The organism is Streptomyces sp. NPDC044064, from assembly GCF_056434245.1.
Map to the genome: position 1 here is coordinate 282,216 of NZ_JBWKFN010000006.1, position 22,463 is coordinate 304,678.

21 protein-coding genes and 1 tRNA gene are annotated in these 22,463 nt (G+C 70.5%); 7 read left to right on the plus strand and 15 right to left on the minus strand.

Annotation, left to right across the window (positions count from 1 at the left end; translation table 11 throughout):
* Positions 1–456 (minus strand): GNAT family N-acetyltransferase, encoded by a 456-nt coding sequence (locus AC07DS_RS12775; RefSeq protein WP_479144615.1) that lies wholly within the window; start codon positions 454–456, stop codon positions 1–3.
* Positions 457–718: 262 nt separating this feature from the next.
* Here AC07DS_RS12775 and AC07DS_RS12780 point away from each other — a divergent pair, with 262 nt between their 5' ends.
* Positions 719–1,492: a LuxR C-terminal-related transcriptional regulator gene (locus AC07DS_RS12780; protein WP_479144617.1), complete on the plus strand. Its 774-nt coding sequence runs from the start codon at positions 719–721 to the stop codon at positions 1,490–1,492.
* A gap of 57 nt (positions 1,493–1,549) precedes the next feature.
* Here AC07DS_RS12780 and tamR read toward each other — a convergent pair whose 3' ends face one another.
* Positions 1,550–2,047 (minus strand): MarR family transcriptional regulator TamR, encoded by a 498-nt coding sequence (gene tamR / locus AC07DS_RS12785; RefSeq protein WP_053661755.1) that lies wholly within the window; start codon positions 2,045–2,047, stop codon positions 1,550–1,552.
* 88 nt (positions 2,048–2,135) lie between these two features.
* On the opposite strand from tamR, the gene AC07DS_RS12790 reads away from it, so the two are divergent.
* Positions 2,136–2,960 carry a trans-aconitate 2-methyltransferase gene (locus tag AC07DS_RS12790; RefSeq protein ID WP_479144619.1) on the plus strand — a complete coding sequence of 275 codons (825 nt, stop codon included), beginning with the start codon at positions 2,136–2,138 and terminating at the stop codon, positions 2,958–2,960.
* Between the two features lies 1 nt (position 2,961).
* A complete protein-coding gene (locus AC07DS_RS12795; protein ID WP_479144621.1) occupies positions 2,962–3,330 on the plus strand; it encodes a VOC family protein in 369 nt (122 codons plus the stop codon).
* Here AC07DS_RS12795 and AC07DS_RS12800 read toward each other — a convergent pair.
* The 3 genes from AC07DS_RS12800 to AC07DS_RS12810 all read right to left on the minus strand — a co-directional run bounded on the left by AC07DS_RS12800 (position 3,317) and on the right by AC07DS_RS12810 (position 5,704).
* Entirely contained in the window at positions 3,317–3,919 is a 603-nt protein-coding gene (locus tag AC07DS_RS12800; RefSeq protein WP_479144623.1) for a Uma2 family endonuclease, read from the minus strand. The two genes, AC07DS_RS12795 and AC07DS_RS12800, sit on opposite strands and share 14 nt — an antisense overlap.
* A 106-nt stretch (positions 3,920–4,025) precedes the next feature.
* Positions 4,026–4,700 (minus strand): TetR/AcrR family transcriptional regulator, encoded by a 675-nt coding sequence (locus AC07DS_RS12805; protein ID WP_235458709.1) that lies wholly within the window; start codon positions 4,698–4,700, stop codon positions 4,026–4,028.
* Positions 4,697–5,704 carry an acyl-CoA desaturase gene (locus tag AC07DS_RS12810; protein ID WP_479144624.1) on the minus strand — a complete coding sequence of 336 codons (1,008 nt, stop codon included), beginning with the start codon at positions 5,702–5,704 and terminating at the stop codon, positions 4,697–4,699. Before AC07DS_RS12810 ends, AC07DS_RS12805 begins: the two co-directional genes overlap by 4 nt.
* A gap of 310 nt (positions 5,705–6,014) precedes the next feature.
* On the opposite strand from AC07DS_RS12810, the gene ppc reads away from it, so the two are divergent.
* On the plus strand, positions 6,015–8,747 hold the full coding sequence (ppc, locus tag AC07DS_RS12815; RefSeq protein ID WP_479144626.1) for a phosphoenolpyruvate carboxylase: 2,733 nt from the start codon (positions 6,015–6,017) through the stop codon (positions 8,745–8,747).
* Positions 8,748–8,816: 69 nt separating this feature from the next.
* On the opposite strand, the gene AC07DS_RS12820 is transcribed toward ppc, so the two are convergent.
* From AC07DS_RS12820 to AC07DS_RS12855, 8 genes are all read right to left on the minus strand, one after another.
* A complete protein-coding gene (locus AC07DS_RS12820; RefSeq protein WP_479144628.1) occupies positions 8,817–9,515 on the minus strand; it encodes an LPXTG cell wall anchor domain-containing protein in 699 nt (232 codons plus the stop codon).
* Positions 9,516–9,715: 200 nt separating this feature from the next.
* Positions 9,716–10,222, minus strand: coding sequence for a hypothetical protein (locus AC07DS_RS12825; RefSeq protein WP_479144759.1), 507 nt, complete (start codon positions 10,220–10,222; stop codon positions 9,716–9,718).
* A 52-nt stretch (positions 10,223–10,274) separates the two neighbouring features.
* The gene (gene pth / locus AC07DS_RS12830) at positions 10,275–10,877 is read right to left on the minus strand and encodes an aminoacyl-tRNA hydrolase (RefSeq protein ID WP_479144630.1); all 603 of its coding nucleotides are present in this window, start codon (positions 10,875–10,877) and stop codon (positions 10,275–10,277) included.
* Positions 10,878–10,987: 110 nt separating this feature from the next.
* Complete coding sequence (locus AC07DS_RS12835; RefSeq protein WP_479144632.1) at positions 10,988–11,584, minus strand: 50S ribosomal protein L25/general stress protein Ctc; 597 nt, start codon at positions 11,582–11,584, stop codon at positions 10,988–10,990.
* A 207-nt stretch (positions 11,585–11,791) separates the two neighbouring features.
* Entirely contained in the window at positions 11,792–12,772 is a 981-nt protein-coding gene (locus tag AC07DS_RS12840; RefSeq protein WP_479144634.1) for a ribose-phosphate diphosphokinase, read from the minus strand.
* A gap of 95 nt (positions 12,773–12,867) precedes the next feature.
* Positions 12,868–14,316, minus strand: coding sequence for a bifunctional UDP-N-acetylglucosamine diphosphorylase/glucosamine-1-phosphate N-acetyltransferase GlmU (gene glmU / locus AC07DS_RS12845; protein ID WP_479144635.1), 1,449 nt, complete (start codon positions 14,314–14,316; stop codon positions 12,868–12,870).
* A 128-nt stretch (positions 14,317–14,444) separates the two neighbouring features.
* Positions 14,445–14,515 (minus strand) — tRNA-Gln (locus AC07DS_RS12850).
* Between the two features lie 11 nt (positions 14,516–14,526).
* Positions 14,527–15,408, minus strand: a complete 882-nt coding sequence (locus AC07DS_RS12855) for a hypothetical protein (protein ID WP_479144637.1) — start codon at positions 15,406–15,408, stop codon at positions 14,527–14,529.
* A gap of 166 nt (positions 15,409–15,574) precedes the next feature.
* Here AC07DS_RS12855 and AC07DS_RS12860 point away from each other — a divergent pair, with 166 nt between their 5' ends.
* Complete coding sequence (locus AC07DS_RS12860; RefSeq protein ID WP_479144639.1) at positions 15,575–16,885, plus strand: sensor histidine kinase; 1,311 nt, start codon at positions 15,575–15,577, stop codon at positions 16,883–16,885.
* A gap of 18 nt (positions 16,886–16,903) precedes the next feature.
* Here AC07DS_RS12860 and AC07DS_RS12865 read toward each other — a convergent pair whose 3' ends face one another.
* Positions 16,904–17,398 carry an SUKH-3 domain-containing protein gene (locus tag AC07DS_RS12865; protein ID WP_479144640.1) on the minus strand — a complete coding sequence of 165 codons (495 nt, stop codon included), beginning with the start codon at positions 17,396–17,398 and terminating at the stop codon, positions 16,904–16,906.
* 71 nt (positions 17,399–17,469) lie between these two features.
* Positions 17,470–17,982 (minus strand): YwqJ-related putative deaminase, encoded by a 513-nt coding sequence (locus AC07DS_RS12870; RefSeq protein WP_479144642.1) that lies wholly within the window; start codon positions 17,980–17,982, stop codon positions 17,470–17,472.
* Between the two features lie 264 nt (positions 17,983–18,246).
* On the opposite strand from AC07DS_RS12870, the gene AC07DS_RS12875 reads away from it, so the two are divergent.
* Entirely contained in the window at positions 18,247–19,236 is a 990-nt protein-coding gene (locus tag AC07DS_RS12875) for an SMI1/KNR4 family protein (RefSeq protein ID WP_145876575.1), read from the plus strand.
* Positions 19,237–19,244: 8 nt separating this feature from the next.
* Positions 19,245–22,463 carry an SUKH-4 family immunity protein gene (locus AC07DS_RS12880; RefSeq protein WP_479144644.1) on the plus strand — a complete coding sequence of 1,073 codons (3,219 nt, stop codon included), beginning with the start codon at positions 19,245–19,247 and terminating at the stop codon, positions 22,461–22,463.

The following is a 22,463-nucleotide window of genomic DNA, read 5'->3' on the forward strand; positions in this document are numbered from 1 at the left end:
TCACCTCAGCCGCTTCGTCAGAGTGAACTCCGTGATGCCCGGCGGATAGTCGGGGATCACGCACACCACGTCGTAGCCCTGCTTCTTGTAGAACTCCGGAGCCTGGAAGTCCCATGTCTCCAGCCGGGCACTCGTGCAGCCGCGGTCCGTGCGGGCGACGTTTTCGGCCTCGGCGAGGAGACGGGAGCCGAGGCCCGTGCCGCGGTGCGCGGAGTCGACCCACAGATAGGTGACGTGCATCCAGTTCGTCCAGGTGTGGCCGACCAGACCTCCGGCCAGATCTCCCGCCGAGTCCAGTGCCCAGACGTGCAGCGGGACTTCGCGCTCCCCCGGCGTGCCCCGGAGCGCCGCCAGCACCGGTGAGGCCGCCGTGTTGGTGTCCCGCAGCCGGGAGCGGAGCAGATCACGTCGGGCTTTGTCGACTTCCGCCTCAATACGAAACATGCGGCACACCATAAACGTGCCGGACGGCCAGTTCTGCAAATCGGCTTCCGCTCTCTGCTCCCATCCGTACTCTGATGAACAGCACCGGTGGGGGCCGGTGCATATCAGGGGGCGAGACAGGCGGGTACGGCGCCTGCGGTGGGGGTAGCAGTTTCCGCAACGGCGGCGGTCGTGCGGTCGGCGTTCCTTCCGCAGGTGTCGTGCCCGCGCGAGTCGTCGTGCTCCGAACCTTGGTCATCCCCTGCTCCATGCGGAGCCCGGGGAAGGGGGTTTCGTGGTTCGTATCCGAGTCCTGGTCGTCGACGACCACCGTATCTTCGCCGAGTCGCTGGCCGCGGCGCTGGCCGCCGAACCCGACGTCGACGTCTCGGCTGCCGGCAGCGGCCCCGCCGCGCTGCGCTGCCTGGAGCGCGCGGCCGCCGAGGGCCGCCGTTACGACGTCCTGCTCGTCGACGCCGACCTGGGCGGAAATCTGCCCGGCGTGCGCCCGGCCGTGCCGGTGCAGGAGGGCAACGAGGACGGCCTGGTCGACGGGATCTCGCTGGTCGCGGGCGTTCGCACGGCGCAGCCCGCGGTGCGCACGGTGGTCCTCGCCGAGAAGGACGACCCCCGGCGCGCGGCCCTCGCGCTGCAGGCGGGTGCCTCCGGCTGGGTCGCCAAGGACTGCTCGCTCTCCCGGCTGCTCACGGTGATCCGCGGGGTGCTGCGCGACGAGACCCATCTGCCGCCCGCCCTGCTCACCGGCGTCCTCAAGGAGCTGACGGCCGCGCGCAAGCACCGCACCGAGAGCGAGCAGCTGGTGGAGTCGCTGACCCCGCGCGAGCGGGAGGTGCTGCGCTGCATGGTCGCGGGCCTCGGCCGCAAGGCCGTCGCCGAACGGCTGTTCCTCTCCCCGCACACCGTGCGCACCCACATGCAGAACGTCCTCGGCAAGCTGGGCGTCCACTCGACCCTGGCCGCCGTCGCGCTCGCCCGGCGGGCCGGAGTCGGTCCGGTGGACCTGGGGTCTGCCGGGCGGGTCATGCCGGAGGAGACCAACAGCGCCTGATCGGCCACGTGTGCGTGCCAGACCCCGCGTCTCCGGCCGGAGACGCGCGGCAAGTCCCTAGCCGGGGATGTTGTCGAACGGGGCGGTCAGCTGGCGTAGCAGGCCGGCGAGTTCGGCGCGCTGGGCCCGGGACAGCTCGGCGAGGATCGCCCGCTCCTGCTCCAGCAGTCCCGCCAGGGCCTGGTCCGCGCGGTCCCGGCCCGTGTCGGTCAGCCGGACCAGTACGCCCCGCCGGTCGCTCGGGTCGGGCAGCCGTTCCACCAGGCCCTTCTTCGCGAGCCGGTCGATCCGGTTGGTCATCGTGCCCGAGGTGACCAGGGTCTGCGTCAGCAGCTGCCCGGGGGAGAGCTGATACGGCGTCCCCGCGCGCCTGAGCGCGGTCAGCACGTCGAACTCCCAGGGTTCGAGCTGGTGCTCGGAAAAGGCGAGCCGGCGTGCGCGGTCCAGGTGCCGGGCCAGTCTGCTCACCCGGCTGAGCACTTCCAGCGGCTCCACGTCGAGGTCCGGACGCTCCCGGCGCCACGCTGCGACCAGCCGATCGACCTCGTCCTCCATGGAGATCAGTGTAGTGGTTGTGTCGACATGAAGTCTCTTGATCTCAAGTCTCTTGACATCAAGATATGCGCGACGGGAGAGTGGAGCCATGACGACGCCCACCTGGGACCCCGCCCAGTACCTCCGCCACGCCGGCCACCGCGCCCGCCCCTTCGCCGACCTTCTCGCCCGCGTCCCCGCGCTCCCGGCGGAACCGCCCGCGGGGCGACCGCGCATCGCCGACCTCGGCTGCGGCCCCGGCAACGTCACCGCCCTGCTCGCCGAACGCTGGCCCACCGCGCACATCACCGGCTACGACAACTCGCCCGAGATGCTCGACAAGGCACACGTCGACCACGAGGGCGCCACGGCCGGCGGCGGCCGCCTGGACTTCGCCCACGCCGACGCCCGCGTCTGGACCCCCGAGGGGCCGCACGACCTGATCCTCTCCAACGCCACCCTCCACTGGGTGCCGGGTCACGCCGACCGCTTCGCCGACTGGATCGCCGCCCTCAAGCCCGGCGGCACCTTCGCCTTCCAGGTCCCGGACAACATCGACGCCCCGCTGCACGCCCTGATGCGGGAACTGGCCGCCACACCCCGCTGGAAGTCCCGCCTCGCCGACGTCCTGCGCCACGAGGACTCCGTCCACACCCCCGGCACCTACCTGGACCGCCTCGCCCGCCTCGGCTGCGCGGCCGACGTGTGGCAGACGACGTACTTCCACGTCCTGGAGGGCGAGGACCCGGTCCTGGACTGGGTCAAGGGCACCGGCCTGCGCCCCGCCCTCACCGCCCTCGCCGACGACCCCGAGGCCCGCGACGCCTTCGTCACCGAGTACCGGGACCTGCTCCGCGAGGCCTACCCGAGCGCGCCGTACGGCACGGTCCTGCCCTTCCGGCGCCTGTTCGCGGTGGCTGTGAAGGGGACGTGAGGTGATCACCGCCGTGGATCATGTGCAGCTGGCCGCACCGCCCGGCTCCGAGGACGTCCTGCGGGCGTACTACGCCGACGTCCTCGGCATGACGGAGATCCCCAAGCCGCCGGTGCTCGCCGCGCGCGGGGGCTGCTGGTTCCGGGCGGGGGCCGTGCAGCTGCACCTGGGCATCGAGCAGGACTTCAGGTCGGCGAAGAAGGCGCACCCGGGACTCCGGGTGACGGACATCGAGGCGTACGCGGCCCGGCTGACGGCAAAGGGTGCGCCGGTCACCTGGGACGACAACCTCCCGGGCCACCGACGCTTCTACTCGGAGGATCCGGTGGGGAACCGGTTGGAGTTCCTGGAACCGGTCACAGTTCGTTGAGGGCGTCCAGCGTGATGTCGATGTCGATGTCGTAGGGCACACCGACTTTGAGCCGGTCATGGTACGTGCCTGTCAGGCCGTACGTCCTGTTGATCGGGTCGAGCTCGTAGACCCTGATCACCGGACGCGGGTTCGTGTCGGTCATCTCCACCAACCAGAAATGCGGGATGCCCGCGGCGGCGTACTTGCGGGGCTTGGTGTCGTGATCCCGTTCCTCGGAGTCGGGGGACACCACCTCGACGGCCAGCACGACGTCACGTGCCGCGTACCGCGTCTGATCCAGGTCTCCCTCGGCTTCCGCGCGAAGCACACTCACGTCCGGTTCCGGTCCGTTGCGTCGGTTCAGGACGACTGTCATCTCGCGGCGGACCTTCAGATGCTTCGGCACTGTGCTTCGCAGGCCCGCCATCAGCAGGTCGATCATGAGGCTGTGAAATCGCCGCCGCGGACTCACGAAGACGAGGCTCCCGTCGATCAGCTCGGTGTGCGGCGGGAGGTCGGGCAGCGTGAACAGGTCGTCCACCGTGTAGCCATCGGGCGGTGGCACGGGCCAACGGGTGCCGGGCTCGTCGACGGGCTCGGCAGTCATGGTGATTCCTCCCATGAAGGGGATTCTCGGCCTGAGTACCCACGGTAGCCGCCGGGCCCGACAAAGGTCATCACATCGGGTGATCAACACCCTGTGCTGGACCCTTCTAGCTCTTGCGGTGCCCTATCAGCCGGGGCTTCGGCTCCAGCCCGTCCAGACCGTGCCACGCCAGGTTCACCAGATGCGCTGCGACCTCCGCCTTCTTCGGGCGGCGCACGTCCAGCCACCACTGGCCGGTCAGGGCGACCATGCCGACCAGGGCCTGGGCGTACAGCGGGGCGAGCTTCGGGTCGAAGCCGCGCGACTTGAACTCGCGTCCCAGGATGTCCTCCACCTGGGTGGCGATGTCGGAGATCAGCGAGGCGAAGGAGCCCGTCGACTGCGGGATGGGGGAGTCACGGACCAGGATGCGGAAGCCGTCCGTGTACTCCTCGATGTAGTCGAGGAGGGCGAAGGCGGCCTGCTCGCACAGCTCGCGGGGATGCCCGGCCGTCAGCGAGCCGGTGACCATGTCCAGCAGCCGCCGCATCTCGCGGTCCACCACCACCGCGTACAGCCCCTCCTTGCCGCCGAAGTGCTCGTACACCACCGGCTTGGACACCCCGGCCTTCGCCGCGATCTCCTCCACCGAGGTGCCCTCGAAGCCCTTCGCGGCGAAGAGGGTGCGACCGATCTCCAGCAGCTGCTGGCGGCGCTCCGCACCGGTCATACGGGTCCGGCGCGCTCGCCGCGGCTTGTCGGTGCTGGGGGTGCTGGAGTCGGTCGCCACGGCGTCAATCATGCCGCCTTCGCGGGTTCCTTCCGGCGTCGGGAGCCGCCTTCGTCGGTGTTACGGCGCGAATCGATACGTGAGCGTGACGGCCAGCGCACGTCGTACGCCCAGCCGAGCATCTCGAACCAGCGGATGATCCGCGCCGAGGAGTCGATCTGGCCGCGCATCACGCCGTGCCGCGCCGAGGTCGGGTCGGCGTGGTGCAGGTTGTGCCAGGACTCCCCGCAGGACAGCACCGCCAGCCACCACACGTTGCCCGAGCGGTCCCGCGACTTGAACGGCCGCTTGCCCACCGCGTGACAGATCGAGTTGATCGACCACGTCACATGGTGCAGCAGCGCCACTCGTACGAGTGAACCCCAGAAGAACGCGGTGAACGCACCCCACCAGGACATCGTCACCAGACCGCCGACCAGCGGGGGCAGCGCGAGGGACAGGACCGTCCACAGGACGAACTGGCGGGAGATCGCCCGGATGGCCGGGTCCTTGACCAGATCCGGCGCGTACTTCTCCTGCGGAGTCTGCTCCTCGTCGAACATCCATGCGATGTGCGCCCACCACAGGCCCTTCATCAGCGCGGGCAGCGTCTCCCCGAACCGCCACGGCGAGTGGGGATCGCCCTCGGCGTCGGAGAACTTGTGGTGCTTGCGGTGGTCGGCCACCCAGCGCACCAGCGGGCCCTCGACCGCCAGCGACCCCATGATCGCCAGCGCGATCCGCAGGGGCCGCCTGGCCTTGAACGAACCATGGGTGAAGTACCGGTGGAAACCGATCGTGATGCCGTGGCACCCCAGGAAGTACATGAACACCAGCAGGCCCAGATCGAGCCAGCTCACCCCCCAGCCCCAGGCCAGCGGCACGGCCGCCACCAGTGCCAGGAACGGCACGATGATGAACAGGAGCAGCGTGATCTGCTCGATCGAGCGCTTCTGCTCGCCACCCAGAGTGGCGGAGGCGATGGGAGTGTCGTCGGCCGTACGGGATTCATCGATCACATCGGAACGTGAGGTCATGCGTGTCCCCTGTGGGGTTCGAGGGTCGGGACAATGTGCCGGGCCGACCGGACCGAGCGGGACTCCAGCGGTGTTTCCCTACGGTTCCGTAACCTACGGCGACGTAAGTATGGCAGCGTGCCGAGCTGCGGCAAGAGCCCCAGAGCCTGCGCGTCCGCATCGACACCTATCCTTGAAGTCGGTCGGACAGCGCGGTCCGCTCTGATTCCTTCCCGGACGTCCCGGCCCGTATGCGGCACTCTCGCCGCGTGGTGGATGGTGCCCCGGGTTCCCTCCCAGACGAGCTTCAACACTGCAAGGAGCCGCACCTGTGAGCAGTGCCGACGACCAGACCACCACGACCAGCACCGAGCTGCGCGCCGACATCAGGCGGCTGGGCGACCTCCTGGGCGAGACCCTCGTCCGCCAGGAAGGTCCCGAACTCCTCGACCTGGTCGAAAAGGTCCGCCGCCTCACCCGCGAGGACGGCGAGGCCGCCGCCGAGCTGCTGCGCGGCACCGAACTGCAGACCGCAGCCAAGCTGGTCCGCGCCTTCTCCACCTACTTCCACCTGGCCAACGTCACCGAACAGGTGCACCGCGGCCGCGAGCTGCGCGCCCGCCGCGCCGCCGAGGGCGGCCTCCTCGCCCGCACCGCCGACCGCCTCAAGGACGCCGACCCCGAGCACATCAGGCAGAGCGTCGAGCACCTCAATGTTCGGCCGGTGTTCACGGCACACCCCACCGAGGCCGCGCGCCGTTCGGTCCTCAACAAGCTCCGGCGCATTGCCGCGCTCCTGGACACCCCCGTCCTCGACTCCGACCGCCGCCGCCACGACGTCCGCCTCGCCGAGAACATCGACCTCGTCTGGCAGACCGACGAACTGCGCGTGGTACGCCCCGAGCCCGCAGACGAGGCCCGCAACGCCATCTACTACCTCGACGAGCTGCACGCCGACGCCGTCGGCGACGTCCTCGAGGACCTCACCGCCGAACTGGAGCGCGTCGGCGTCAAGCTCCCCGACGACACCCGCCCGCTCACCTTCGGCACCTGGATCGGCGGCGACCGCGACGGCAACCCCAACGTCACCCCCCAGGTCACCTGGGACGTCCTCATCCTCCAGCACGAGCACGGCATCAACGATGCCCTGGAGATGGTCGACGAACTGCGCGGCCTGCTCTCCAACTCCATCCGCTACGCCGGCGCCACCGAGGAACTCCTGGAATCCCTCCGCGCCGACCTGGAGCGGCTTCCCGAGATCAGCCCCCGCTACAAGCGCCTCAACGCCGAGGAGCCCTACCGGCTCAAGGCCACCTGCGTCCGGCAGAAGCTGGAGAACACCAAGCAGCGCCTCGCCAAGGGCACCCCGCACGAGGCGGGCCGCGACTACCTCGGCACCGGCGAACTGCTGACCGACCTCCGGCTCATCCAGACCTCCCTGCGCGAACACCGCGGCGCCCTGTTCGCCGACGGCCGCATGAGCCGCACCATCCGCACCCTGGCCGCCTTCGGCCTCCAGCTCGCCACCATGGACGTACGCGAACACGCGGACGCCCACCACCACGCCCTCGGCCAGCTCTTCGACCGCCTCGGCGAGGAATCCTGGCGCTACGCCGACATGCCCCGCGACTACCGGGCCAAGCTCCTCGCCAAGGAGCTGCGCTCCCGGCGCCCGCTGGCCCCCAGCCCGGCCCCCGTCGACGCGGCCGGCACCAAGACCCTCGGCGTCTTCGAGACCGTCAAGCGCGCCCTCGAGGTCTTCGGCCCCGAGGTCATCGAGTCCTACATCATCTCCATGTGCCAGGGCGCCGACGACGTCTTCGCCGCCGCCGTCCTCGCCCGCGAGGCCGGCCTCCTCGACCTGCACGCCGGCTGGGCGAAGATCGGCATCGTCCCGCTCCTGGAGACCACCGACGAGCTGCGCGCCGCCGACACCATCCTCGAGGACATGCTCTCCGACCCGTCCTACCGGCGCCTGGTCGCGCTGCGCGGCGACGTCCAGGAGGTCATGCTCGGCTACTCCGACTCCTCCAAGTTCGGCGGCATCACCACCAGCCAGTGGGAGATCCACCGGGCACAGCGGCGCCTGCGTGACGTCGCGCACCGCTACGGGGTCCGGCTGAGGCTCTTCCACGGCCGCGGCGGCACCGTCGGCCGCGGCGGCGGCCCCTCCCACGACGCCATCCTCGCCCAGCCCTGGGGCACCCTGGAGGGCGAGATCAAGGTCACCGAGCAGGGCGAGGTCATCTCCGACAAGTACCTCATCCCGTCCCTGGCCCGGGAGAACCTCGAACTGACGGTCGCGGCCACCCTGCAGGCCTCCGCCCTGCACACCGCCCCCCGCCAGTCCGACGAGGCCCTCGCCCGCTGGGACGCGGCCATGGACGTCGTCTCCGACGCCGCCCACGCCGCCTACCGCAGGCTCGTCGAGGACCCCGACCTGCCGACGTACTTCCTCGCCTCCACGCCCGTCGACCAGCTCGCCGAACTGCACCTGGGCTCGCGGCCCTCCCGCCGCCCGGGCTCGGGCGTCTCGCTCGACGGTCTGCGCGCCATTCCGTGGGTGTTCGGCTGGACCCAGTCCCGGCAGATCGTGCCCGGCTGGTTCGGCGTCGGCTCCGGCCTCAAGGCGCTGCGGGAAAGCGGTCTGGACACCGTGCTCGGCGAGATGCACGGGCAGTGGCACTTCTTCCGCAACTTCATGTCCAACGTCGAGATGACCCTCGCCAAGACGGACCTGCGGATCGCCCAGCACTACGTCGACACCCTCGTCCCCGACGAGCTCAAGCACGTCTTCGACACCATCAAGGCCGAACACGAGCTGACCGTCCGCGAGGTACTGCGCGTCACCGGCGAGAAGGAACTCCTCGACGCCCAGCCCGCCCTCCGGCAGACCTTCACCGTCCGCGACGCCTACCTGGACCCGATCTCCTACCTCCAGGTCACCCTGCTCAAGCGCCAGCGCGACGCCGCGGCCGCCGGAGCCGAACCCGACCCGCTGCTCTCCCGCGCCCTGCTCCTCACCGTCAACGGCGTGGCAGCGGGCCTGCGCAACACCGGCTGACCGCCACCGCACAACGAAGGTGCCCCCGAGGTCCGTACGACCCCGGGGGCACCCGCGCGTCCAGCCGCCTCAGCCCTGCCCGGTCCTGCGCCGCCGGGCCACCAGCCAGCCCCCCGCACCGGCCAGCGCGGCAGCGACGGCCGACAGCAGGCCCACCGGGGCACCATTACCGGTCTCGGCGAGGTCACCGGAGCCCTGGGCGGACGGCGCGGAGGACGGTGCCGACGCCGAGCCCGGCGACGCGGCCTGCGACGGCCTTGTGGACGGGGGCGCGGACGCGCCCGTCGCAGTACCGGGCGACGACGCCGACGGCGACGCCGAACCGGACGGGGTCGCCGCACCGCCCCCGCCGCCCTGCGAGCCGGCGCAGTCCGTCCAGAACACCTTGTGCTTGGCCGCGCCCTTCTCGCCCTCGAAGTTCCAGAACAGCTTGTAGTGACCGTCCGGCAGCGACAGGTCCTCGCTACGACCGTGACCGTCCGCGTCCAGCGTGAGGGCGCCCGACTTCACCGTCGCGCCCTTCGTCGCAGCCGTCGGCGCCCAGGCCTCGATGTGCCAGTCCACCTGCTGCACCCCGTCGAAACCGAAGGCGTCCAGGTAGAAGGTGCACACGTGCGGCTCGTTGCGGCGCAGCTCCGCGCCGGTCCGGGCGTCATGGATCTTGACGGTGCCGTTGTCACCAGGGGCACTCGCCTGGGCGGCGGGGGCGCACACGAGCGCCGCCGCGACACCGGCGGACAGCGCGCCGGCGCGGATGAGGGTACGCATGGGGTGATCCATCTTCGAGTGGCGAACAGGGAAGATGTGGAGGGGGCGGTTCAGCATCCGGTCCCGCCCGGCGGCCGGTCAATCACGAACAGGCAACACACGAGCCCCCCACAGACGTGAAGAACGCCCCAACCCCTCAGCGGGTCACGAAAACAGACGGACGCGAAACCTGACGGGCGCCAAATCGGACGAGCGGACAATCAGAGAGTCGCGACAAAAGCACCCGTCAGCAGCGCGATCCCCGACCCCGCCAGCACCCACGCCGCCCGCGTCAGACGCATACCGCCCGCCACCACCACCGACGCCAGCAGCAGCGCACCGCCCAGCGGAATCCAGGCGTACAGAATCCCCGCCGGCCCCGACCGCACCACCTCGTCGGTCCCCGCCTTCACCACCACGGCGTACGTCAGCCCCTTGCGCACCGCGACCGACTGCGAGATCTCCACGCTCGACCGCGCCCGCGCCCCCTCGGACACCGGCGTGAACGGGCCCCGGCACGTGTCCCCGGCACAGCTCGTCACCCTGATCGTGCCGCGCTCGCGCCCCTTCGTCAGCATCACGTGCTGCGCGGTCCCCCAGGAACCCCACACCCCGGTGAACACGATCAGCGCGGCGAACACACCCATCGTGGCGACCCGCCCGAACCGCAGCGCGGTCGCGGAGGCCTGGCGAGCGTTGGCAGCTGTGGCAGGCATGGCCGGGATCATTGGCCATACGCCCACGACCGGTCAACTCCAGCGGGCTCCAAGGCCGGACAAGTCAGGAGTTGTACGCGCTCTGCGCCTGCTCCAGGCCCTCGATCACCAGACACTCCACCGCGTCCGCCGCACGGTCCACGAAGTAGTCCAGCTCCTTGCGCTCCGCCGACGAGAAGTCCTTCAGCACGAAGTCCGCCACCTGCATCCGCCCCGGCGGCCGGCCGATCCCGAACCGCACCCGGTGGTAGTCCGCCCCCATCGCCTTCGTCATCGACTTCAGACCGTTGTGCCCGTTGTCGCCACCACCCAGCTTCAGCCGCAGCGTGCCGTGATCGATGTCCAACTCGTCATGCACCGCGACGATGTTCGCCACCGGCACCTTGTAGAAGTCCCGCAGCGCGTTCACCGGACCGCCGGACAGGTTCATGAACGACATCGGCTTGGCCAGGATCACCCGCCGGTTCGCCGGCCCCATCGGACCGATCCGTCCCTCCAGCACCTGCGCCTGCGCCTTGCCCGCACGCTTGAACTTCCCGCCGATCCGCTCCGCGAGCAGATCCACCACCATGAACCCGACGTTGTGCCGGTTCATGGCGTACTCCGGCCCAGGATTACCCAGCCCGACGACGAGCCAGGGGGCACTTGCGGGGGTAGTCACGTCCATGTCTCCTCACGTGCAACAGCCGCTGCTCCCCCGAGGGAAGCAGCGGCTGGAGCGTACAGCTACCGCTTTGGCGGTCGTACCAATGCGGCCGAACCGCCGGTCAGGCAGGCTCAGGCCTCCGCGGCCTCTTCGCCCTCGACGGCCTCGCCCTCGACGGCCTCCTCGACCTGCGCCTGCAGGACCTGCAGGACGACCGCGTCCTCGTCCACGGCCAGGGTCACACCGGAAGGCAGCTTGATGTCCTTGGCGAGGACGGAGGCACCGGCCTCCAGGCCCTCGACGGAGACGGTCAGCGCCTCGGGGATGTGGGTGGCCTCGGCGTCGACCGGCAGGGCGTTCAGCACGTGCTCGAGCAGGTTGCCGCCGGCGGCCAGCTCACCCTCGGCGTGCACCGGAACCTCGACCGTGACCTTCTCGCCACGCTTGACCAGCAGCAGGTCGACGTGCTCCAGGAAGCCCTTCAGCGGGTCACGCTGCACGGACTTCGGGATCGCCAGCTCGTTGGTCTTGCCGTCGATGTCCAGGGAGATCAGGACGTTCGGCGTACGCAGCGCCAGCAGCAGCTCGTGGCCCGGCAGGGTCAGGTGCAGCGGGTCCGAACCGTGGCCGTACAGGACACCGGGAACCTTGCTGTCACGGCGGATACGGCGGGCGGCACCCTTGCCGAACTCGGTGCGCGTCTGGGCGGCGAGCTTCACCTCGGACATATTGATCACTCCTCGTAGGAATCGCGAACGGACAGGGTCACCCGGCCACGAACGGCCTGCTACGAAGAGCGCGTCGATAACGGACAGCCGATACCCGTATGAACAGGTACGGCCTCCCTCGCCGAGCAACTGGAGCAGTCTACTCGGCAGGGGAGGCCATACCCAAAAGGATCTTCAGCTAGCCCGCCCGGCGGGCCTGCAGAAACCTCACTGCTCGTCGAAGAGGCTGGTCACAGACCCGTCCTCGAACACCTCACGCACCGCACTCGCGATCGTCGGAGCGATCGACAGCACCGTGATCTTGTCCAGATCCCGGCCCAGCTCCGCCGGCGTCGGCAGCGTGTTCGTGAACACGAACTCACTCACCCGCGAGTTCTTCAGCCGGTCCGCAGCCGGACCCGACAGCACACCGTGCGTCGCCGTCACGATGACGTCCTCCGCACCATGCGCGAACAGCGCGTCCGCAGCCGCACAGATCGTGCCACCCGTGTCGATCATGTCGTCCACCAGCACGCAGACCCGGCCCTTGACCTCACCCACGACCTCGTGGACGGTCACCTGGTTCGCCACGTCCTTGTCACGCCGCTTGTGCACGATCGCCAGCGGCGCACCCAGCCGGTCACACCAACGGTCCGCCACCCGCACCCGGCCCGCGTCCGGAGACACCACCGTCAGCTTGTCCCGGTCCACCTTCTGGCCCACGTAGTCCGCCAGCAGCGGAAGCGCGAACAGGTGATCCACCGGCCCGTCGAAGAAACCCTGGATCTGGTCCGTGTGCAGATCCATCGTCAGGATCCGGTCGGCACCGGCCGTCTTCATCAGATCCGCGACCAGTCGCGCCGAGATCGGTTCACGACCCCGGTGCTTCTTGTCCTGCCGCGCGTAACCGTAGAACGGCACGATGACCGTGATGGACCGCGCCGACGCACGCTTCAGCGCGTCGATCATGATCAGCTGCTCCATGATCCACTTGTTGATCGGAGCCGTGTGGCTCTGGATCAGGAAGCAGTCCGCACCACGAGCCGACTCCTGGTAACGGACGTAGATCTCGCCATTGGCGAAGTCGAAGGCCTTCGTCGGGACAACCCCGACACCCAGCTGCTGGGCGACCTCCTCGGCAAGCTCGGGGTGGGCGCGGCCGGAGAAGAACATCAACTTCTTCTCGCCGGTCGTCTTGATCCCGGTCACAGCACTATCTCCTCAGAGGTGTCTCAGCAGCGGATATGCACTCGTGCGGGTGTGCACTTATCACGGTACGCCGTGTTTGGCGCACCCGTTTCCGGTCAGTCCTCGCCCTCGCCCTTCCGGGTCGCGGCCTCAGCCGCCTTCGCGGCAGCACTCCCAGGACGCTTACGGGCCACCCAACCCGCGATATTCCGCTGCTGACCACGGGCCACAGCCAGCGAACCGGGCGGCACATCCTTCGTGATCACGGACCCGGCGGCGGTGTAAGCACCGTCCCCGACCGTGACAGGAGCCACAAACATGTTGTCCGAACCCGTCTTGCAGTGCGACCCCACGGTCGTGTGGTGCTTGCTCTCACCGTCGTAGTTCACGAACACACTTGCGGCACCGATGTTCGAGAAGTCACCGATCGTCGCATCACCGACATACGACAGATGCGGAACCTTCGTCCCCTCACCGATCGACGAGTTCTTCGTCTCCACGTACGTACCGATCTTGGCCTTCAGACCGAGACGAGTACCCGGCCGCAGATACGCGTACGGCCCCACCGACGCCTGCTCACCGATCCGCGCACCGTCCGACACCGTGTTGTCCACACGAGCCCCGGCACCCACCCGGGTGTCCTTCAGCCGGCTGTTCGGCCCGACCTCCGCACCCTCACCGAGGTACGTCGACCCCGTCAGCTGCGTGTTCGGATGCACAACGGCGTCCTGCTCGAAGGTCACGGTCACGTCGACCCAGGTCGTCGCCGGGTCCACGACGGTCACCCCGTCCAGCATCGCCCGCGTCAGCAACCGGTCGTTGAGAATCCGACGGGCCTCGGCCAGCTGCACACGGTTGTTGATACCGGCGATTTCGCGGTGGTCCGCAGCCACGGAAGCCCCGACCCGATGCCCCGCCTCCCGCAGGATCCCGAGCACGTCCGTCAGGTACTCCTCACCCTGACTGTTGTCCGTCCGCACCTTCTTCAGCGCGTCCGCGAGCAACTGCCCGTCGAAGGCGAACACCCCGCTGTTGATCTCCCGGATCGCCCGCTGGGCCTCGCCGGCGTCCTTGTGCTCCACGATCGCGGTCACGGCACCGCTCGCATCGTCACGGACGATACGGCCGTAACCGGTCGCGTCCGGGACCTCGGCCGTCAGCACCGTCACGGCGTTGCCGTCCGCGTGATGGGTCGCGGCGAGCTGCTGCAGCGTGTCGGCCGTGAGCAGCGGCGTGTCCCCACAGACGACCACGACGGTCCCGTCGACACCCCCGCCCAGCTCTTCGAGCCCCATGCGTACGGCGTGCCCCGTGCCCTTCTGCTCCGCCTGCACGGCCGTCCGCACGCCGGGATCGATCTCGGTCAGGTGCGCAGCGACCTGCTCACGGGCGTGGCCCACGACGACCACCAGGTTCGCGGGGTCCAACTCGCGGGCGGCGGCCAGCACATGGCCCACCAGGGAACGGCCGCAGATCTGGTGCAGGACCTTCGGTGTGGCCGACTTCATACGGGTGCCCTCACCCGCTGCGAGAACGACGACGGCTGCCGGGCGAATGGCGCTCACGGGGTTGCCCTTCGGCTCTGGATGGGTGGGGGTGACAGCCGAAGGATACCGGGGTGGGGTTGGCGGGATATGAGAGCGGGCCCCGACAGTGCAGTCGGGGCCCGAACCTGGGTCTTGTGTGCTGTGCGCTCCCGGAGAAGGATTCGAACCCTCATTCAACGGACCAAAACCGTTTGTCCTACCCTTAGACGATCCGGGATGGCTTGCGTGCTATGTCCGATTTGATTGATCGGCTTCGCGTGCGGCCTCCACTATGCCGTACCAAGACCCTTCGATGCGACGGTACAAGTCGGCTCCTTTCAGGACTTTGATCACGAGGTAGCCGCGGTAGCTGTCGCCGGTGTTCTTGCGGACAGTCTTGGGGTTGTGCTTCTTGAGGGTCGTCTTGTTGAAGGCGGAGGGGGCGGCGCCGACCAGGTCGGCCCAGTACCGTTCGGTGCCGGGTACGTCGGCGGATTCGTGGATCATGACTGTGTATCGGATGCGCTCCCGCTCGACGCCGAGAAGGTCGAGCCACTTCAGGAACACCTCGATCATTCCCGGGTCGCTGTTGACGAAGGCGACGTTCTCTCGGCGGTCGTACGGTTTGTCCTTGCCGCCTTCGGCCCAGTAAAGGCTCACGCCCACCAGGAAGAGTTCGCGGGCGGAGAGGCCTCCGATCGCCTGCTTGGCCGCATCCTTGGTCTGTTGTCGCTCCTCGTCGCGAATCCGCAGCTTCGCCTCCCATCCCCGCCTGGCGATCGCTGCGGCTTCTTCGGGGCTCCGCCTGCGTTCCGGCTTCGGCAGATCCCGTACCCACAGCGAGATGGAACTCTTCGAGCACCCCAACGCCACCTGGATCTGGTCGTACGTCCACCCCTGGAGCCGTAGCTCCCGCGCCTTCTCCCTGAGGTCGTCCTTGGCGTTCGGCCGCTTCGTCCACTCGGGCGGCGGCTCACCTTCCAGTAGTCGGTTGAGGATGTCGTGGTTGTCGACGTGCAGTCGGTCCCGGATCTGCCGCCGGCTGAGCCCCTCCCGTCGCAACGCGACCGCTCGCTCCCGCAACCCCTCGAAGTCCTCGTACTTGCCGCCCTTGCCGGGTGAATGTGTCATACGCATACCGTCCGGGCGGAATGTTCGGCTCCGGGTGTGAACGGGTGACGTTCAGTAGTTCGAGGGATACCGGCGGGTTTCGATGCCATTCGATTACGGAGTGTGGTCCGCGCCGGTAGGCGAAAGTCACCGGAAATGCCGTTGCCCGCGCCCGTAGGCTGGAGGCATGACCGCGACGGGGGAAGAGCATGCCAGGGCCCTGACCGGCCCATGGTGGTGGGGCAGGCGGCGCAGTGCGGTGCTCGACGGGAGTCTCGCGCTGGTGTCCGCGGTGGAGTGCGGCGCGGAGGGTATTCCGTTCGCGAGGGATGCCGGGATCCCGGTGTCGGTGGGGATCGTTTTCGGTCTGATCGCCGGTTCGGTTCTGCTGGTGCGCAGGAAGTGGCCGATCGCCGTGGTGCTGGTCGCGATCGCGATCACGCCGGCCCAGATGGGCTTCCTGATGGGCATCGTCGGGCTGTACACGCTGGCGGCGTGCGAGTTGCCGCGGCGGATCATCGTGGCGCTGGCGGGGATGTCGTTGCTGGGCACGATGATCGTGACGTTCGTGCGGGTGCGGCAGGACATGGCGCGGGGTGATCTGACCCTGGGTGACTGGTTTGTGCCGTTCGCTTCGATCACGACGTCTCTGGGGCTGACGGCGCCGCCGGTGCTGCTCGGGTTGTACGTGGGGGCGCGCCGTCGGTTGATGGAGAGTCTGCGGGAGCGGGCGGACAGTCTGGAGCGGGAGCTTCAGTTGCTCGCGGAGCGGGCGGAGGAGCGGGCCGAGTGGGCGCGTAACGAGGAGCGGACGCGGATCGCCCGGGAGATGCATGACGTGGTCGCGCATCGGGTGAGTCTGATGGTGGTGCATGCGGCGGCGTTGCAGGCGGTTGCGCGGAAGGATCCCGAGAAGGCCGTGCGGAATGCGGCGCTGGTGGGTGACATGGGGCGGCAGGCGTTGACCGAGTTGCGGGAGATGCTCGGGGTGCTGCGGGCGGGTGACGGTGCGGGGCGGCGTGCGGCGTCGGTGTCGTTGGCCGTGGTGGGGGTGGCGGCCGCGGAGGCGGTGTCGGAGGCGGTTTTTGAGGAGGCGGCCGGGGACGGTCCGTGTCTGTCGGAGCTGGAGGAGCTGGTCGGGCAGTCGGCGGCGGCCGGGATGGTGGTGGATCTCTCGGTCGAGGGGGAGGTGCGGCTGTATGCGTCGGAGGTCGAGCAGACGGCGTACCGGGTGGTGCAGGAGGCGTTGACGAACGTCCACAAGCATGCGGCGGGTGCGAAGACGTATGTGCGGCTGGCGCATCGGGGGGTGGAGATCGCGATGCAGGTGGAGAACGAGCCGCCGGAGCCCGGGTCGGGGTCGGCGGCGCGGTTGCCGTCGGGTGGCAACGGCCTGGTGGGGATGCGGGAGCGGGTCGTGGCGCTGGGTGGTGTGTTTGTGTCGGGGCCGACGGATGCGGGCGGTTTCCGGGTGTCGGCGGTGATTCCGGCGGCGTAGCCCGGGGCGTGGCGTGGGTCAGGCGACGGTGAGGCGTACGGGTTCGGTGCCGGCGATGAGGGTGGACAGGGCGTGGTCGATGTCGGGGCCGGCGTACCAGTCGCCGGTGTGGTCGAGGGTGTAGACGCGGCCTTCGCTGTCGATGGCGAGGAGGGCCGCGGTGTCGGCTTCCTCGCCGAGGGGGCTGACTTCGGTGCCGAGGGCGCGGCCGAGGTCGCCGAGGGTGCGGGCGTGGTGGAGGCCGTGCAGCGGGTCGAGGTGGAGGGTGGCGGGAGCGACCTGGCGGCCGGGGCCGCCGGGTTTGATGTGGAGTCCGCCGAATTCGGCCCAGGCTTCGACGGCGGCGGGGAAGACGGTGTGCCGGTGTCCGGCGGGTGAGGTGTGTTCGCGCAGGGCGTCGGCCCAGATCTCCGCCTGCTTTATGTCCCAGCGTCCGGGTTGCCAGCCGGCGGCGCGCAGGGCGGCGTCGACGGGTACGGGGAAGCGGGTGGACGAGGTGCGGTCGGGGTGCATCGGCCCTTCGATCGTCGTGCCGGTTCGTGCCGGCTGGGTGGTTCTGGTCGGTGCCGGGGTGGGCCGGGGTGTCAGTCGGTGGTGGCCGGGTCGACGATGTGGACGCCGAAGTGGGCGCTGAGGGCGGTGCAGGCGCGGCAGGGGGTGGCGAAGCTGCCGTGGAGGGGGTCGCCGTCCTCGCGTATGCGGCGGGCGGTGAGTTTGGCCTGTCGGAGGACTTTGCGGGCTTCGCCGTTGGTCATGGGTTTGCGGGCGGCGCGTCTGCTGCGGGTGGCGTCGGCGGCGGCGATGTGCCGGGAGATGAGGATGGTTTCGGCGCAGCGGCCGGTGAAGCGGTCGCGTTGGGTGCTGGTGAGGGTGTCGAGGAAGTCCTGGACGAGGTGGTGGAGGGGTGGGGGCTGGTCGCCGCGAGCAGCGGTGCCGGTGAGGGTGGAGCCGCGTACGGAGAGGGCTGCGGCGACGGTGGGGAGGATGCCGTCGCGGCGGTGCAGGAGGGTGGGGGCGGGGGGTGTGTCGGTGCCGCTCCAGCCGATGCGAGGGTCACCGGCCCGCACGTCGTTGCCTCCGGTCTGCAAGGTATTCATGATCGTCTTCCCCTCCCCGGGCATCCCCCCGAAGGACACAGAGTGCCAAATGCCGTGGCTGGTGCGGAAGCTGGGGCGGCGCGACACGCCCGGGTTTGGGCGGGCTGTCACGAGGGGGTGACGGCTGGTCACGAAAGGGGAGGCGGGAAGTGCAGGTGTGGGGTGGAGGGCCGGTGACCGGGGTTCGTGTACCGCATAGGCTGTGGCCATCCGCGATCGACACCGCCGTTCAGGCCAGAGAGAACGCCGCAGGGGGCAACCGCCATGACGACAGGTCGGCTCGGGCAGCAAGCCGCGCCGCCGAACGCGGCCTACGCCGGGCAGGTCGTGCACTTCCCGGATCCGGTCCGGGCGGCACGTCACCCGAGAGGGGTACGGATCGACGAGCGCGGTTACCCGGATTTCTCGCCGTACGCGCGCGCGGCGGCGGAGATCGCCGATCCGCCGGAGGGTTTCGGCGTCGACGAGTTGCGGCTGACGGACTATGTGTCGGCGAACGCGGTTCTCGCGGCGTCGGGGCACGAGTTGTGGGACACGGTGCCTGCGGTGGCGACGCCGCACGGCTGGACGTGGCATCACGTGGTGGGTTCGCGGCGGCTGGAGTTGGTTCCGGTCGAGGTGAAGGCGTTGCTGCGGCATCACGGTGGTGTGGCGACGGCTCGGGTGGACCAGGGCAAGCGTGGTACGCGGCCGTTGCAGGAGACGCGGCCGGCGCACTTCGGGCTGTCGAAGTCGGGTGTGGCGGTGACGGAGTCGCAGGTTCAGGGTGTGGAGGAGGACCTGGGCTATCGCCTGCCGGGTGCCTACCGTTCGTTCCTGAAGGCGGCGGGTGGTGCCGCGCCGGTGGGTGCCGCGCTGGACGCCGAGTTGGGGCTGTTGCTGGATCAGCCGTTCTTCACGGTGCGGGACGAGGCGGCGGTCAATGACCTGGTGTACGTCAACAAGTGCCTGCGTGACCATCTGACGAAGGACTATCTGAGCGTCGGTTTCGTACAGGGTGGTCTGCTCGCGGTGAAGGTGAAGGGCGAGCGGATCGGTTCGGTGTGGTTCTGTGCGTACGACGATGCGCGGGACGTGGATCCGTCGTGGTCCCCGGCGGAGCGGGTCGAGCGCCTGTTGCTGCTGTGCGGTGACGACTTCGACGCGTTCCTGTCGCGGCTGGCGGGCAATCCGCCGGAGTTGGAGACGGTGGCGAATCTGATGGTGGACGGCGGTTTCGCGCGTGCCGTTCCGGTCTCTTCGGCTGGGGAGTGAGCTTCGCGATGGTGACGTTCGCACAGGCGCAGGAGCGCGCCGAGGAGTGGATCAACGGTGATGTTCCCGCATATCAGCATCGTGAGGTGCGGGTGCGGGAGTTCGAGCTGGGCTTCGTGGTCTGGGGTGAGGACCGTGCGGAGGGCCCGCGTTCGGACGCGGGTGCGCAGCGGCTGGTGATCGCCCGGGACAGTGGTGAGGCGACGCTGTGGCCTGCGTTGCCGGTGGGTGAGGTGATCCGCCGGTACGAGGAGGAGTACGGCCGCGCCGAGGTCGAGGACGCGGTGCCGGTGCCGGCGGCTGCCCGGGTGGACCTGAACCAGACGTCGTTCCTGCTGAGTCCGCCGGAGTGGTTGCAGGAGGCGGCGGACAAGCTGGGGATTCCGGACCGTCGGGCGGGGTCGGCGCAGGACGCGGATGCTGCGGCTGCTCCCGGCTCCGGTGCCGGTGGCGGGTCCGGTTCTTCGGGCGGGGGTTCCGTCGGGGGCGGGGCGCTTGCCGAGACGCAGGCCGGGGTGCCTGCGGCTGCCGACGCGCGGGCCGGGGCCGATGGTGCGGGTACGGCCGGTGGGTCCGGGAGCGGTAGCGGTGCGTCGTGGCCGGCTGCCGGGGCGGCGGCCGGTGCCGGTGCGCCGGGCGTGGGTGCGCCCGGTGGGGTGCCGGGCGTGGCGGAGGTGCCGGACGGGGCTACGCCGTGGGCCGGTACGGACACCAACGGGGATGCGGGTGAGGACCGTTCGGTGCCGTTGCCCGCGACGGTGTTCGCGCCGCCGTTGAGCGATGTGGACGTCGAGCCTTCGCGGCCGCCGGCGGTGGCGCCGGACGCGAAGACGGCGCTGATGTCCGGGGGCAGCCAGCTGCCGCCGACGGCGGTCGCGCCGGTGCTCGGCGGTTCGAACGGGCCGGGTGCGCAGAACTTCCCGTCGGGAGCGCAGGGCGGTGCGCCCGCTCCGGGTGCTGCTCCGGGAGCGCCCGGCTTCGCGCAGGCGCCGGGCGGGCCTGGCATGGCGCCCGTTCCGGGTGCGTCCGGTGTGCCCGGGGCGCCCGCTGCTCCTGGTGTGCCGCAGTACAGCACGCCGCCGCCTCCGGGTGCGTCGTCGTACGGCTATCCGCAGGGTCCGGCGGGCCAGGGCACGCCCCCGCCGGGTGCGCCTGCCTACTCCCCGGCGCCGGGCACTGCGCCCGCGCCTCCTGCAGCGCCTGGTGTGCCGGGTGTTCCGCAGGGCAGCACGCCTCCGCCGCAGCCTCCGGGCGCTCCGCAGTACGGCTATCCGCAGGGCCCGGGCGCGCCGGGTGCTCCCGGTGGTCCGCAGGGTGTCCCCGGGTACGGGTATCCGCAGGCGCCGGGCGCCGTCCCGAACGCGCCGCAGCCGCCGGCCGGCCCGGGTGTCCCGGGGCGTCCGCTCGCGCCGCATGCCGGGGACATCGCGGACGCCGCGACGAGCAAGGCCGCGCCGCCGCCGCGCAAGGGGCGCGGTGGACCGGGTGCGCCGCCTCCGCCGCCGGGTGTTCCCGGTGCTCCGGGTACGCCGGGAGCACGCCCGGGGAGCACGCCTCCGCCGCCCGCGCCGGGTGCTCCGGGTGCGCCTGCGGGCGGGTACGTGCCGACGCAGCTGATGTCGTCGCTCGGGCCCCAGGGGCCTGAGGCGCCGGGTGCTCCGGGCGTTCCCAGTGCGCCGGGGGGCGTGGATGCGCCGCAGGCGCCGGGCGCCGTCCCGAACGTGCCGCGTGCCCCCAACCCGCCCGGTGCGCCGGGCGTTCCCGGTGGCACGCCTCCGGGCAACGTGCACCACGCGGCCACGATGCTGGCCGACCCGAATCAGATGGGAGGGGGCGCGCCGCAGCCTCCGGGCGTCCCGGGCATGCCGTACCCGCCCGGCGCTCCCGCGGCACCGGGCGCCCCTGGTATGCCTCCGGCCCCCGGCGCACCGCAGTCCCACGGCGCCCCCGGCGCACCCCAGCCCCCGGGTGCCCCGGGCATGCCCGGCGCCCCCGGCGTTTCCGGAGGCGGGCGTGGTGCTGTGCACCATGCGGAGACCGTGCTGGCCGCGCCTCCCGTGGGCGGTCCGGGCGTGCCCCCGCCGCCGCCCGCCCCCGGCGCACTCGGCGCGCCGGGCGCTCCCGGCATGCCGCCCGGCGTCCAGGGTGCCCCGCAGCCGATGCCGCCGGGTGCCGTGCCGCCGGGTGCGATGCCGCCGCCGGGCGGGCCCGTGCCGGGGCAGCCTCCGGCGTACGGCTACCCGCAGCAGGGGCAGCCGACGGTGGGCCCGGGCTATCAGGCCGTGCTGCGGTACCGCGCGCAGGACGGTTCGGAGCAGCAGCTGATCCGGCGTTCGGCGCCGGGTACGCCGCACCCGGAGTGGCAGATCTTCCACGAGCTGCGGGCCATGAACGTGCCGCCGGACCAGGTGCTGGAGCTGCACACGGAGCTGGAGTCGTGCGAGCTGCCGGGTGCGTACTGCGCGAGGATGATCCGGGAGCAGTGGCCGCAGGCGCGGATCACGAGCATCGCGCCGTACGGCACGGATCACGCGAGCCGGCAGCAGGGCATGCAGCAGTTGCTGGCGCACCAGGGCGAGCTGCACCAGGTGGCGGACGGTCCCGCGCGGCCAGCGCCGGTGCGGGCGCCGCTGGCGCCGGTGCAGGCCGTGCCGCCCGTCCCGCCGGAGGGCATCGCACAGGAGCTGGCGGCGGCGTTCGGACCGGGGGTCTTCCGGTTCGAGCAGCAGGCGGTCTCGCGCCAGGGTGTGCCGCCGGTCGTGGCGCACACGCTGGTGGTGGCCGGACTGCCGACGGACATGGCCCCGTTCTTCTGGGCGCAGGCCCAGCCGGGCCGTCCGGTGCCGACGCTGGCGGAGCTGGCGGCCGAGCGTGGGGTGCAGCCGGCCTCGGACGCGGGCTCGTACCTGGTGATGGGCACGGACTTCGGCCGGGCGATCTGTGTGCAGTACGGGACGGCGAACATCGTCGCGGTGCCCGTGGAGGCGGGCCCGGGCGGTGCGCCGGTGCCGCCGCAGTTCGTGAACACCGGACTGCCGGAGTTTGCGCGCTGCCTGGCGCTGCTGGGCCGGATGTGGCGGCTCAGGTTCGGGCTGAACCAGGAGCAGGCGGGCCGCTGGACCGTCGACTTCCAGGCCCAGCTGGCCTCCCTGGACCCGGCGGCGCTGGGTTCGCCGGAGAGCTGGTGGTCGGTGCTGCTCGAGCAGATGTGGGACGGGCTGCTGTAG

Bases quoted from the DNA above. Each gene is read 5' to 3' on its own strand.
- AC07DS_RS12775 (WP_479144615.1), bottom strand. From the start codon at position 456: ATGGTGTGCCGCATGTTTCGTATTGAGGCGGAAGTCGACAAAGCCCGA.
- tamR (WP_053661755.1), bottom strand. From the start codon at position 2,047: ATGGAGGACGAGGTCGATCGGCTGGTCGCAGCGTGGCGCCGGGAGCGT.
- AC07DS_RS12790 (WP_479144619.1), top strand. From the start codon at position 2,136: ATGACGACGCCCACCTGGGACCCCGCCCAGTACCTCCGCCACGCCGGC.
- AC07DS_RS12800 (WP_479144623.1), bottom strand. From the start codon at position 3,919: ATGACTGCCGAGCCCGTCGACGAGCCCGGCACCCGTTGGCCCGTGCCA.
- AC07DS_RS12805 (WP_235458709.1), bottom strand. From the start codon at position 4,700: ATGATTGACGCCGTGGCGACCGACTCCAGCACCCCCAGCACCGACAAG.
- AC07DS_RS12810 (WP_479144624.1), bottom strand. From the start codon at position 5,704: ATGACCTCACGTTCCGATGTGATCGATGAATCCCGTACGGCCGACGAC.
- AC07DS_RS12820 (WP_479144628.1), bottom strand. From the start codon at position 9,515: ATGCGTACCCTCATCCGCGCCGGCGCGCTGTCCGCCGGTGTCGCGGCG.
- AC07DS_RS12825 (WP_479144759.1), bottom strand. From the start codon at position 10,222: ATGATCCCGGCCATGCCTGCCACAGCTGCCAACGCTCGCCAGGCCTCC.
- pth (WP_479144630.1), bottom strand. From the start codon at position 10,877: ATGGACGTGACTACCCCCGCAAGTGCCCCCTGGCTCGTCGTCGGGCTG.
- AC07DS_RS12835 (WP_479144632.1), bottom strand. From the start codon at position 11,584: ATGTCCGAGGTGAAGCTCGCCGCCCAGACGCGCACCGAGTTCGGCAAG.
- AC07DS_RS12855 (WP_479144637.1), bottom strand. From the start codon at position 15,408: ATGACACATTCACCCGGCAAGGGCGGCAAGTACGAGGACTTCGAGGGG.
- AC07DS_RS12860 (WP_479144639.1), top strand. From the start codon at position 15,575: ATGACCGCGACGGGGGAAGAGCATGCCAGGGCCCTGACCGGCCCATGG.
- AC07DS_RS12865 (WP_479144640.1), bottom strand. From the start codon at position 17,398: ATGCACCCCGACCGCACCTCGTCCACCCGCTTCCCCGTACCCGTCGAC.
- AC07DS_RS12870 (WP_479144642.1), bottom strand. From the start codon at position 17,982: ATGAATACCTTGCAGACCGGAGGCAACGACGTGCGGGCCGGTGACCCT.
- AC07DS_RS12875 (WP_145876575.1), top strand. From the start codon at position 18,247: ATGACGACAGGTCGGCTCGGGCAGCAAGCCGCGCCGCCGAACGCGGCC.
- AC07DS_RS12880 (WP_479144644.1), top strand. From the start codon at position 19,245: ATGGTGACGTTCGCACAGGCGCAGGAGCGCGCCGAGGAGTGGATCAAC.